Below are 13296 nucleotides of genomic sequence, written 5' to 3'. Positions count from 1 at the left end.
TAAGAAAATATATCTAAAAATAAACATTCCTTAACGCAGCGTATTCTTAAAAATAGTAAATTTGATTCAACAAACAATTAAGATTCTTAAAATCAATTTGTTATCAAACCAAATCAAAACTATTTTTTATGAAAAAACTCTACTCTTTTTTCTTATTACTCGTTATTACAGCAAGTTTTGCTCAAATTCCGAGCGGATATTACAACACTGCAACCGGAACGGGTTATACCTTAAAAACACAATTGTACAACATCATTAAAGGGCATACTGATAACGGTTATGCCGGTTTGTACACGACGTATCAAACTTCTGACGTTGATAATTTTTATGAAAATGACGGAACTGTTTTAGACATGTATTCTGAAAATCCTTCCGGAACAGATCCTTACAATTACAGCACAGGAAGCACACAACGTTGTGGAAACTATTCTGTAGAAGGCGATTGTTATAATAGAGAACATATTATTCCGCAATCCGTATTTAATGAGCAATCTCCAATGGTTGCCGATGCCCATTTTATTACACCAACAGATGGAAAAGTAAACGGAATCCGCTCCAACTATCCTCATGGAACTGTAAGTTCAGCAACTTATACCTCTCAAAACGGAGGAAAATTAGGTTCAAGTTCTGTATCCGGCTATTCAGGAACTGTTTTTGAACCTGTAAATGCTTTTAAAGGCGATATTGCCAGAATGTACCTTTATTTTGCAACCCGTTATGAGACTACGGTTGCAGGATACTCTTATCCTATGTTTGACGGTTCCAGCAATAAAGTATTTACAACTGCTTTTTTAAATCTTCTTTTGGCCTGGCATACGCAAGATCCAGTAAGTGCAAGAGAAATTGCCAGAAACAATGCCATTTATGCACGTCAAAATAACAGAAACCCCTATATTGATCATCCGGAATATGTGAATCAAATTTGGGGTGGTACACCTTCCGGAGATACTCAGGCACCAACTACTCCAACGAGTTTGGCTTCAACATCAAAAACTGCAACTTCAATCACAGTTGCCTGGACAGGTTCAACAGATAATATTAGTGTTACCGGTTATGATGTTTATGCCAACAGTGTTTTAAAAACAACCGTTTCAGGAGTAACAGCAACGATAACCGATTTAACTGCTTCAACAAGTTATTCCATTTATGTAAAAGCAAAAGATGCTGCCGGAAACGCTTCTGCCTCCAGTAACACAATTGCCGTAACGACCAACAGCAGCGGAACCGGAACAGCAACCGATTTGCTTTTCTCTGAATATATTGAAGGTTCAGGAAACAATAAAGCGCTTGAAATCGCTAATAATACAGGAAGTTCAGTGAGCTTATCTGCTTACACTATAAAAAAACAAACCAATGGTGCAGGTTCCTGGAGCACTGGTTTAACCTTGAGCGGAACTTTAACGACAGGAAGTAAGTTTGTAATCGTAAACAGTTCTATCTCTTCAGCTTGTTTTTCTACAAGCGCGGCTAATATTTCGACTACAGCAACTGAATTAACTTTTAACGGAAATGACGCTGTAGGTTTATTTAAAAATGGTGTTTTGATTGATATCATCGGAACTTTCTCTGGCGGAACAGCTAACTTTGCAATTGATGTGACTTTAAGAAGAAAATCGACTGTGACTTCTCCATCAACAACATTTAATTTAAGTTCGCAATGGGATTCTTATACTACAGATACCTGCAATAATCTGGCAAGCAAAATGGTACAACCAGTTGAGGAAGAAGTTACTGTTCTGGATTCAGATGAAATCGTACTTTATCCAAATCCATCAGACGGAAATTTCTATGTTGGTTTTTCTACTTTAGACGAACCTTACTCCATTGAGATTATTTCTTTTGCAGGACAAAAAGTTTTTGAAAAACAAAACACTTCGGATCCTGCAATATCAGTGCATCATCTTTCTAAAGGAATTTATCTGGTAAAAATCATAAAAGGCTCAAAAACGACTATTAAAAACATAGTAATCAAATAAAGTTTCACCATATAAGTAATATAAGAAATTGAAGTATATTTTGCTCGCGAAGTCATGATGGCTTTGCGAGCATTTTTTTTAGCCACAGATTAAAGGGATTAAAATGATTTTTTTGTTTTATGTCATTTCTAAGAAAACTCCCACGATAGTCCAAATCTTTGTCGAGCTACTCGCGGAGATTTCTCCTACGTCGAAATGACAAACAGTACGATTAATCATTTTTAACTAAACTTTGTGCCTTTGTGTCTTTGTGGCAAAAAGTTTAAAAGAGTTTGTTTTCAAATTTGCGCTTACTATTTATTTACACTAAATTTGCATCTTCAATACAACAAACTACACATCACAATGATCCATTTCTTTGAAAACCAAAGCAAAACTGTTTTCGCGGTACAAACGCAAAACGAAATTTCGGCTCAAGACATTTCAAAATTAAACTGGCTTTTTGCCAACTCTAATAAGATCGAAAAATCCGCCTTGACGGATTTTTTTGTTGGTCCCCGTGCCACTATGATCACACCCTGGAGTACAAATGCTGTAGAAATTACTCAGAATATGGGTATTCCGGGCATCATCAGAATTGAAGAATTTCACCCTGCAACGGCTGATTTTACTGATTTTGATCCGATGCTTTTTCAAAAATTCAATCAATTAGATCAGGAAATTTTCACTATCAACGTACAGCCGGAACCCATTCTGGAAATCGATGATATTGCAACATATAACAAAGTTGAAGGTTTGGCTTTAAGCCAGGAAGAAGTAGATTACTTAGACAATCTTGCTGTAAAACTAGGAAGAAAACTAACGGATTCTGAAATTTTTGCTTTCTCACAAGCGAATTCAGAACACTGTCGTCACAAAATTTTCAACGGAACTTTTGTAATCGATGGCGAAGAAAAAGAAATTTCTCTTTTCAAATTAATCAAAAAAACATCACAGGAAAATCCTAACGATATCGTATCTGCTTACAAAGACAACGTTGCTTTTGTAAAAGGACCAAAAGTGCAGCAGTTTGCACCAAAAACAGCTGACAAACCAGATTATTACGAGATAAAAGAATTTGATTCAGTTTTATCTTTAAAAGCAGAAACACACAATTTCCCAACCACTGTAGAGCCTTTCAATGGGGCTGCAACAGGTTCAGGAGGAGAAATTCGTGACCGTTTAGCCGGTGGACAGGGTTCTTTGCCATTGGCAGGAACAGCAGTTTATATGACTTCCTATTCTCGTTTGAAATCCTTCGACTCCGCTCAGGATGACAGGACTTGGGAAAACGCAATGGAAGAAAGAAAATGGCTGTACCAAACTCCAATGGATATTTTGATCAAAGCATCCAACGGAGCTTCTGATTTCGGAAATAAATTTGGTCAACCGTTAATTACAGGTTCGGTTTTAACTTTCGAACATTCAGAAAACGATCGCAAAATTGGTTACGATAAAGTAATCATGCAAGCGGGCGGAATTGGTTACGGAAAATTAGATCAGGCAATCAAAAAGAAACCACAAGAAGGCGATAAAATCGTAATTCTTGGAGGAGAAAATTATAGAATCGGAATGGGTGGTGCTGCAGTTTCTTCTGCAGATACAGGAGCTTTTGGTTCAGGAATCGAATTAAATGCCATTCAGCGTTCCAACCCTGAAATGCAAAAACGTGCTGCCAACGCCATTCGTGGTTTGGTAGAAAGCGACAATAACCCAATTGTTTCGATTCACGATCACGGAGCTGGAGGGCACTTAAACTGTCTTTCTGAATTAGTGGAAGAAACGGGAGGTTTAATCGATTTGGATAAATTACCGGTTGGAGATCCAACACTTTCTGCAAAAGAAATTATTGGTAATGAATCTCAGGAAAGAATGGGATTGGTTATTGGTCAAAAAGACATTGCTATTTTACAACGAATTGCCGACAGAGAGCGTTCGCCAATGTATCAGGTTGGAGATGTAACTAACGATCACCGTTTTACATTTGAATCAAAATCAAATGGTTCAAAACCGATGGATTATGCTTTGGAAGATTTCTTCGGAAGTTCTCCAAAAACGGTTATGACCGATAAAACTATCGACAGAAAATATGCGGATGTTGCTTATGACGGCGCCCATTTTGAAAGCTATTTAAAAGATGTTTTACGTTTAGAAGCTGTTGCCTCAAAAGACTGGTTAACAAACAAAGTGGACCGTTGTGTTGGTGGTAAAGTAGCGAAACAACAATGTGCAGGACCTTTGCAATTGCCTTTGAATAATGTTGGCGTTATGGCTTTAGATTATTTAGGAAAAGAAGGAATCGCCACTTCTATTGGCCACGCTCCTATTGCGGCTTTGATTGATCCGGTTGCAGGAAGCAGAAATGCTATTGCAGAATCGTTGTCCAACATTATCTGGGCTCCGATTAAAGACGGATTAAAAGGAATTTCATTATCTGCCAACTGGATGTGGGCTTGTAAAAACGAAGGTGAAGACGCTCGTCTGTACGCTGCTGTTGAAGGTTGTTCAGAATTTGCAATTGAATTGGGAATCAATATTCCGACAGGAAAAGATTCACTTTCAATGAAACAAAAATATCCAAATGACGAAGTAATTGCACCGGGAACGGTTATTATTTCTGCTGGAGGAAACTGTACTGATATCAGAAAAGTTGTAGAACCTGTTTTACAAAAAAACGGAGACTCAATTTATTATATCAATTTGTCTCAGGATGATTTCAAATTAGGAGGTTCATCTTTTGCACAAATCAGAAATACAATCGGAAACGAAACTTCTACTATAAAAGATGCTTCCTTCTTCAAAAATGCTTTTAATACGATTCAGGAATTAATCGGCGAAAGCCAAATTTTAGCAGGTCACGATATCGGAAGCGGTGGATTGATTACTACTTTATTAGAATTGTGTTTTGCTGATGTTAATTTGGGAGCTAAAATTGATTTTAGTCCCGAAGCTTCGGGATTCGCAGAAAAAGACCTATTGAAAATCCTTTTCGCTGAAAACATCGGAATCGTTTTCCAGGCTAAATCTGATTCAGTAGTTGAAGCTAAATTAAAAGCAAACAATATCGAATTCTTCAAATTAGGAACAGTTCAGGAAACTGCAAGTTTGGAATTTGGAATTTATAATTTGGATATTGCGAAGTACAGAGACATTTGGTTTGAAACTTCTTATTTATTAGATCAAAAACAATCTAAAAACGGAAGAGCTCAGGCACGTTTTGAAAATTATAAAAATCAGGTTTTAAATTATACTTTCCCAGCGCACTTTACAGGAAAAAAACCAGTAATCGACGCTTCGAAACCAAAACCAAAAGCGGCTATTATTCGTGAAAAAGGAAGTAATTCTGAGAGAGAAATGGCAAATGCTATGTACCTAGCCGGATTTGATGTAAAGACGTTCACATGACCGATTTAATTTCTGGTCGTGAAACTCTTGAGGATATTCAGTTTATTGGAGCTGTTGGAGGATTCTCTAACTCAGACGTTTTAGGTTCTGCTAAAGGTTGGGCCGGAGCTTTCTTATACAACGAAAAAGCAAAAACAGCGTTGGATAAATTCTTTAAAAGAGAAGATACTTTATCTGTGGGAATCTGTAACGGTTGTCAATTATTCATGGAATTGGAAGTAATTAATCCGGAGCATGAAGTACACGGAAAAATGCTACATAACGAAAGTAACAAACATGAAAGTATTTTTACTTCTGTAAAAGTACAAGAGAATAATTCAGTTATGTTATCTAGTTTAGCCGGAAGTACTTTAGGAGTTTGGGTTTCTCACGGAGAAGGAAAATTCAAATTACCATTACCGGAAGAAAACTACAACATTGTTTCTAAATATGCTTACGAAGGCTATCCAGCAAACCCTAACGGATCTGATTATAACACTGCCATGATGTGCGATAAAACAGGAAGACATTTGGTTATGATGCCTCATATTGAGCGTTCGACTTTCCAATGGAACTGGGCACATTATCCAAAAGACAGAAACGACGAGGTTTCACCTTGGCATGAAGCTTTTGTTAACGCCAGAAAATGGATTGAGAAAAACTAATTTTTTTTAGCCACGAATTTCACGAATTTACACGAATTGAATTGTGAAAATTTTTAAAATTGCTTCGCCTGCTTTATTGCGTGGTCGCGGTGAAAAACATAAAACTTACTTATAAAAAAATGCCTCAGCACTATCCCTATAGCTGAGGCATTTTTTTTTACTTTTTTAGAGCCGAGACAACGCCTGTAACAACATTCGAAGCACCAAAAGCAAACAATCCTGAAGCAACTGCACTTTGACCTGAAAAAAATTGATTATCAAGTATTGCATTGCTAAATAATGTTCCTCCCGCAAATCCCGCTATCAGGCCTATGCCAATAAGTGCAATTGCCCACCAAGGCTCCGGATCCGGAGGCGGTGGTGGATTTTTCCAAAAACGTCTCCACCAGCCCGGGTACTTCGTTCCGCACCAGCCCATTGCTAAATACAAAGCTGTTTCCATATTAATTAGATTTTAATTATGCCTACTCGTCTGCTTTTCGGCTTACGCATTTTAATAGCATAAAAGTAGTTTTCCCATAAATCAAATCAATAATGGTTTTTCCTGTTTTTGTAAGGGGAAAAACACCTTTTTTCCTCTCGGTTACTATTTTCTTAAAAGAACCTTTAATCTTATCTAAGACTAATTTAATGATATCTTAAGATCGTTTTGAGAGCTCCGTTTATACGGATAAATATCTTTGTCTTATGAAAAAATGGATACAACAATTATCACTGTTTACACTATTATTTAGCATTAGTCAATTTTCTTTTGGTCAAAAAATTGCTGCAATAAAAGGAAATGTTTCTGATGGGAAACTTCCGGTAGAATTTGTAGATGTAATTTTAAAAAATACAAGTGATTCTACAAAAGTGGCCAATTATGCCGTAACAGATGTTTCAGGAAATTTTGATTTAGAAAATGTAATTTCAGGGGAATATGTATTGCATTTTAAATTAATCGGGTTCAAGACTATAACACAAAAAGTAAAAATTGCTGATGCTCCTGTTTCCATTGGAACTGTTGTTTTACAAAATGATGCTAATTTATTAGATGACGTTGTTGTCAATTCTCAAAAAAAACAAATTCAAAAAACAGACGAAGGTTTTATATTTAATGCCGTTTCGAATATTTCGCAATCTGGAGGAACCGCCACAGATATGCTTAAAAGTATACCAACTGTTGCTGTAGATGCAGAAGGCGGTATCACATTAAGAGGAAAATCACCAATGATTTTGATCAACGGAAAAAACTCTGCGATTACCAATATGGATCAAATTGCGGCGAGCAGTATCGAAAGTATCGAAATCATAAGTAATCCCACTGCAAAATATGATGCGAATGCAGAGAGTGGAATCATCAATATCAAACTCAAAAAAAATAATCAAAGCGGCGTTAATGGAGCTGTCGTTTTAGGTGGTGGTTTTGGTGCCAAAGGAAGAGCAAACAGTTCCATACTTTTAAATCAGAAAACAGAAAAATGGAACTTTGGTTTAGCATATGATAATCGTTTTGCCGGCCGAACCAAAGAAATAAATGCAGATCGCACCAATTATTTTATTGATGACGAACATTATATCCATCAACATAGAAATGACGAACGTACCGAAGGTTTGCAGAATTTAAAATTCAATATTGATTTTTCTCCCAACGAAAAAAACACTTTTTCATTTGAAGCGCTTGGAAACATGGAAAGTCAGGATAATGATGAGACCTTGTATACTCATGTAAATACAAATACGAATCAATTTTTCTCGAATAACAAACGACATTCTTTAGAATTAGAACGGTCAAAAGTAGCCGAACTAGCCTTCAATTATGATCGAAAATTTTCTGACGCCAGAAAAAGTTTAAATGCAAGTATTACTTCTTCTTTCAACAAACACAAAGAAAATACGGATATTGACACTTATAACTATGATGAATATAATGAGCAAATGGGTGACATTTTTTTACAAAGAACACACAATTATGAACATGAAAACATATCGAATGCCCTTGTTAATTATGCTTTGCCAATTTCGGCAAAAACAATGTTGGAAACAGGTTACAAAGGAACTTTCCGTTTCTTTACTTCCGATTTTGAAAGTGCTGATATGATTAATGGTGAATATGTAATTAATCCTATTGTCAGCAATACTTTTGATTATAACGAACAAATAAACGCGGTTTATGGAATGCTGAATTCGTTTTCAGGAAATGCAGAAAATCCGAAATGGAAATACAATTTAGGATTGCGTGCAGAAAATGTTTCCAACAATGGAGCAACACAAAATAATAGTGATCGCTTTAACAATGATTATATCAAATTTTTCCCTTCAGCTTCTGCCCAATTAAATTTAGCATCAGATGAATTTGTAAAAATTGGTTACAGCAAACGTATTAACCGTCCGGACCTGGATGATTTAAACCCGTTTATGGATATTACCGATGCTTTGAATCCTCATAGTGGAAATCCGTATTTGAAACCTGAAATTATTCATATTGCGGAGATGAGTTATAATAAAGACTGGAATGATTATTCGTTCTCCACAAATGCTTTCTACAGAAATGCCACCAATACGATCAGGCAATACGCAGAACTTCACGATAATGGTGTTATTTTATTAATGCCAAAAAATATTGGAAGTACCATTACTTATGGATTAGAAACTATTTTCAGCCTAAAACCAATTGGCTTTTATGATGCCAATATTAGCGTAACGGCTTTTCAGCAAAACATAAACGCCTCTAATCTTGGAGAAGATGTGGTAAACAATGCTTTTAGCTGGTACGGAAAAATCATCAATAATTTTGTTCCCTGGAAAGGCGGAAAACTTCAGATCATCGGGAATTATAACTCGGCACTGGCAACTCCGCAGGGAAAAAGAATTCCGATTTATAATGTTGATATGGGGTTTCAACAAAAACTCGGAAAAGGAAATGCCCGTTTAGGATTAGTCATTACTGATATGTTTAACACGCTCGAAAGCGGTTACAAAAACAATACGGCCTTGTTTAGCAATAACAGAACGAATAAATCAGATACCCGTGCCTTGATGGTTACATTTGCTTATACTTTTAAATCTGATTTTAAAGAAAAATTGCTGGAAAATCAGTTTTCAACGGAATAAATTTCGTGAAAAATAAAAATTAAAAAAAAGTTCATTCTTGTATTTAGGATTCATTTTTTCTATGAAAATTTGAACTATATTCGCTAAAAAGTTCATGCCACTGAATTTTTGAAAACCCAAAAACACTTAAACCTACATAGAATGAATTTTATAAAACTACTTTTATTTAGCTTATTTTTAATTTCCGTAAACACTTATTCACAAGTTGAAGTAAATAAAATTTCTCACAATGGTCGTGATCGCTATATCACTACTACTATTGGTTATCCTGTTCCCGGAGTTTATATACCAATGAACCAAAAAGAACCAAGTACCGTATTAAATCCGGACGGAACCGGAGTTATTCAGGCTGAGGATTTATCCAAAAGTAAAATGAACTGGGGAATTGAATGCACTGAAGAAGGAATTCCTATTTTTAGAGAAGGCTTCAATAGTGCTTCTTACACTTTTTGGTACAGACCAAATGATAGCGATATTTGGGTTAACTCTCAATTTTCTATTCACTTTGCCAAGAAAAAAATGTTTTTGATGGGCGAAAGAGTGAAAGAATATGTAGATTATAATGTGCAATAATCTGCAAAAAATACAGATGTCAAATTAAATAATTTTTAGTTTTTTTGAAATTTACTACTAAAAAGAAAACGTTTTCGTTGATTTTCAAGAGTCCTTATAAATTTTCCCATAAAATTTCACAAAATTAAAAATTATACCTATTTTTTATTTAATTTGCAGTAAAATTCAATATATTAAACATGGTTTCAATCACACGCCTTTTTGATTTTCCCTATTATCAACAAGAAACTTATAACCTTCCGGTTGCTTTGGCAACGAAAAAAAACGGAGTCTGGGAAAAAACATCTAGCCAGGAATATATTGCAAAAGCCAATGCTGTTTCGAGAGCATTATTACGCATGGGCGTTCAGAAAGATGATAAAATCGCTTTAATCACCTCAAATAACCGTACCGAATGGAATATTATGGATATTGGTATTCTGCAGACTGGTGCTCAGAACGTTCCCATTTATCCAACTATTTCTGAAGAAGATTACGAATATATATTGAACCACAGCGGCAGTATGTACTGTTTTGTGTCTGATGATGAAGTACTTCAAAAAGTAAGACTCATACAAGCTAATGTACCGACTTTAAAAGAAGTGTATTCTTTTAATGAAATTCCGGGCTGCAAACACTGGAGCGAATTATTGACTCTTGGTGAAGACCAAAGCAATCAAAATGAAGTTGAAGCGAGAAAAGACAGTATTCAAACTGATGATTTAGCGACAATTATTTATACTTCAGGAACAACAGGAAGACCTAAAGGGGTTATGCTTTCGCACAGAAACATTGTTTCGAATGTTTTAGACAGCGCGCCAAGAATTCCGTTTGATCCGGGAAAAAGCACAGCTTTGAGCTTTTTGCCTATTTGCCATATTTTTGAAAGAATGATTTTGTATATCTATCAATATTATGGTGTTTCGGTTTATTTTGGAGAATCAATTGATAAAATCAGTGACAACCTAAAAGAAGTTCATCCGACTGTAATTACGGCTGTACCAAGACTTTTAGAGAAAGTTTACGATAAAATTTACGCAAAAGGATCTGAATTAACAGGCATCAAGAAAAAACTGTTTTTCTGGGCTATTGATTTAGGTTTAAAATATGAACCATACGGAGCGAATGGTTTCTGGTATGAATTTCAATTAAAAATTGCCCGTAAACTAATTTTCAGCAAATGGAAAGAGGGTTTGGGAGGAAATTTAGATTTGATGGTTTCCGGAAGTGCCGCTTTACAGCCACGTTTAACAAGAGTTTTTGCTGCTGCCGAAATTCCGGTTATGGAAGGTTACGGTTTGTCTGAAACATCACCGGTAATTGCCGTTAACGATCAAAGAAACAAAGGCTTTAAAATTGGAACTGTTGGAAAAGTAATTCGCAACGTAGAAGTTAAAATTGCTGCCGACGGAGAAATTCTTTGCAAAGGACCAAACGTAATGTTAGGCTACTATAAAGATCCTGAAAAAACTGCCGAGGCTATGCAGGACGGTTATTTCCACACAGGAGATATTGGTGAAATTGACAGCGAAGGTTTCTTAAAAATTACAGACCGTAAGAAGGAAATGTTTAAGACTTCCGGCGGAAAATATATTGCACCTCAGCTGATTGAAAATGCCATGAAACAATCTCGTTTTATCGAGCAGATTATGGTAATTGGAGACGGTGAAAAAATGCCGGCTGCTTTTATCCAGCCTAACTTTGATTTTGTAAAAGAATGGGCAAAGCTTCATAAAATAACTTTAGGAAGTACAAATGCAGAAATAAGCGCTAATCCGGACGTAATCAAACGTATCGATGAAGAAGTGGAAGGAATAAATGAGAAATTTGGAAACTGGGAAAAAATCAAACGTTTTGAATTAACCCCTGATGTTTGGTCTATCGACGGCGGACAACTTACACCTACGCTGAAATTAAAACGTAAGATTATTAAAGAAATTTACAAAGATCTTTACGCTAAAATCTATGGTCACGATTAAAATTCCAAAATAATTTAACCAATGAAAAAGGCTGTCTCCCAAGGACAGCCTTTTTTAATTGCGCAAACACCAATTTAAAATTTTGGCAATATTCTTTGCATCATCAATTCCTCTATGATGTGTTCCTTCCAGAGGAATATCCAATAAATGCAAAGCGCCATTCATTCCGGTTGGTTTTTGCAGACCAAATTTTTCTCCAAACCAGACTTTTACATTAATATGTTCGTCGGCCATTGGATAGGGAATTCCGAATGATTTACATTGCTTTTTAAGCATATTGAGATCGTACTGACCGTAACTTGCCCAGGTATATAAATCAGGATTATATTCGGCAACTAATTTTTCCATTGCTTCCTCAAAACGTACTCCGTTTTTATCCAGTAAATCCTGGGTAATAGTTGTCAATTCCGTACAAAACGGACTTACACTCGATCGTTGTGGCCTGATCAAAATACCCTGATTTTGAGTTATCGCACCCGTTTCTGAATCCAGAACCGCTAATCCGATTTCGATAATTTCATTTTCCTGCCCCTGTGGGACCGCACTTTGCCAACATGTGGCTTCTAAATCAATAATGATGATTTTATTTGTTGTTTTCATTTTTTACTTTTTTAATAATTTATAATTCTCTTTCTAAAAAAGAGCCATTACTTCCCGAAAGTTTTTCTTGATTGATGAATAGCGTTTCTTCCATTTAGAATTATCGCTATCGCCTTTAATTTCTTTAGCTCCTTCAAGTTTGTACATTTCGTGAAACTTTTTAAAAGGACGCGGTTCAAAATCAACTAAAATTGCAGCCATATTGATTGCATCAATATTTGCCGGATCTGTTTCGCCTTTAAAGAAGGTTTCGATAGGTCTGAACTTATCTTTTTGCTCCTTAAACTTATTCTTTTTGGTATGATCAAAATCTAAAGAAAATAAATTTCTAAAAACATTTAAGTCATCCTTAGTTGGATTGTTCTCGAAAATAAGCCAGCAAAAATCACGTAGTTTTCCACGAGAAGGGCTATGCAAATAATCAAAGTATTTTCCTTTTTTCTCGATCTCGTATTGAATCTTAATCGCTTTTTTGTATTCTTTTAATATATTGCTCATAGTATATTTTTTTAGGAATTTCTGGAAACCTTTGGTAAACACAATAATTCTGATAATTAGGTTCTACCTGTATTTTAGTTCCGTATAATTCGTATGTTCTTTTAATTTTATTTTTTAAATCTGCTTCCTGACACGAACTCTCATTCGCAGGAATTGTATGTTCAAGCTGGGCATAGAATCTTTTAAATAAAGCTCCATTAATAATGGCTAAAAATCTAAAATCAATTCTGCCTGCAATTGTTTCTCCGCTTATTAATCCTGCATTTATCTTGTTTATAATGCTTGGTAAAATATTTTGATCTTTAGTAAACTTGTCTATCTTTTTCATATGTAATTCTTTAATTATTCGAACCTTTGTAGCTCTGAACCTTTGCTCCTTTGTGCCTAAACAAAAAAAAAGCACCCGATAAAAGGTGCTTCATAACAAATACGATAATACAAATTATCCTATCCCTATAGTGATGCACCGATATGTTAATCCATTCCAGACCCGAACTGGCGTCTAAAGATTTGGCTTTACTGATGTTACTTTTAAAATTCATTTTGTATGTATTATATATTAAAATCATT

Annotated in this window: 8 protein-coding genes and 1 pseudogene; 5 read left to right on the top strand and 4 right to left on the bottom strand. The window is 35.4% G+C overall.

The annotated features are described in order from the left end of the window. Positions 1-128 precede the first annotated feature (128 nt). A complete protein-coding gene (locus IHE43_RS09410) occupies positions 129-1976 on the top strand; it encodes an endonuclease (protein ID WP_192187695.1) in 1848 nt (615 codons plus the stop codon). A 345-nt stretch (positions 1977-2321) separates the two neighbouring features. Next, positions 2322-6004: pseudogene (gene purL, locus IHE43_RS09405) on the top strand (phosphoribosylformylglycinamidine synthase). A 157-nt stretch (positions 6005-6161) separates the two neighbouring features. Here the strand turns inward: purL and IHE43_RS09400 are convergent. Continuing rightward, positions 6162-6446 carry a hypothetical protein gene (locus IHE43_RS09400; RefSeq protein ID WP_192187694.1) on the bottom strand — a complete coding sequence of 95 codons (285 nt, stop codon included), beginning with the start codon at positions 6444-6446 and terminating at the stop codon, positions 6162-6164. 245 nt (positions 6447-6691) lie between these two features. Here IHE43_RS09400 and IHE43_RS09395 point away from each other — a divergent pair, with 245 nt between their 5' ends. The 3 genes from IHE43_RS09395 to IHE43_RS09385 all read left to right on the top strand — a co-directional run bounded on the left by IHE43_RS09395 (position 6692) and on the right by IHE43_RS09385 (position 11628). Beyond that, positions 6692-9097, top strand: a complete 2406-nt coding sequence (locus IHE43_RS09395) for a TonB-dependent receptor domain-containing protein (protein WP_192187693.1) — start codon at positions 6692-6694, stop codon at positions 9095-9097. 141 nt (positions 9098-9238) lie between these two features. Beyond that, positions 9239-9670, top strand: a complete 432-nt coding sequence (locus tag IHE43_RS09390) for a hypothetical protein (protein WP_192187692.1) — start codon at positions 9239-9241, stop codon at positions 9668-9670. Positions 9671-9849: 179 nt separating this feature from the next. Then, on the top strand, positions 9850-11628 hold the full coding sequence (locus IHE43_RS09385) for a long-chain fatty acid--CoA ligase (RefSeq protein ID WP_192187691.1): 1779 nt from the start codon (positions 9850-9852) through the stop codon (positions 11626-11628). Positions 11629-11682: 54 nt separating this feature from the next. Here IHE43_RS09385 and IHE43_RS09380 read toward each other — a convergent pair whose 3' ends face one another. Genes IHE43_RS09380 through IHE43_RS09370 form a run of 3 tightly spaced genes read right to left on the bottom strand, consistent with a single transcriptional unit; the run spans position 11683 to position 13054 of the window. Beyond that, positions 11683-12228 carry a 3'-5' exonuclease gene (locus IHE43_RS09380; protein ID WP_192187690.1) on the bottom strand — a complete coding sequence of 182 codons (546 nt, stop codon included), beginning with the start codon at positions 12226-12228 and terminating at the stop codon, positions 11683-11685. A 33-nt stretch (positions 12229-12261) separates the two neighbouring features. After that, entirely contained in the window at positions 12262-12726 is a 465-nt protein-coding gene (locus tag IHE43_RS09375) for a hypothetical protein (RefSeq protein WP_192187689.1), read from the bottom strand. Next, positions 12689-13054 (bottom strand): hypothetical protein, encoded by a 366-nt coding sequence (locus tag IHE43_RS09370; protein ID WP_192187688.1) that lies wholly within the window; start codon positions 13052-13054, stop codon positions 12689-12691. The genes IHE43_RS09375 and IHE43_RS09370 overlap by 38 nt, the downstream gene beginning before the upstream one ends. Between the last annotated feature and the right edge of the window lie 242 nt (positions 13055-13296).

This window comes from Flavobacterium sp. MDT1-60, from assembly GCF_014844035.1.
Classification (GTDB): domain Bacteria; phylum Bacteroidota; class Bacteroidia; order Flavobacteriales; family Flavobacteriaceae; genus Flavobacterium.
This window is presented reverse-complemented; position numbering and strand designations above follow the sequence as displayed.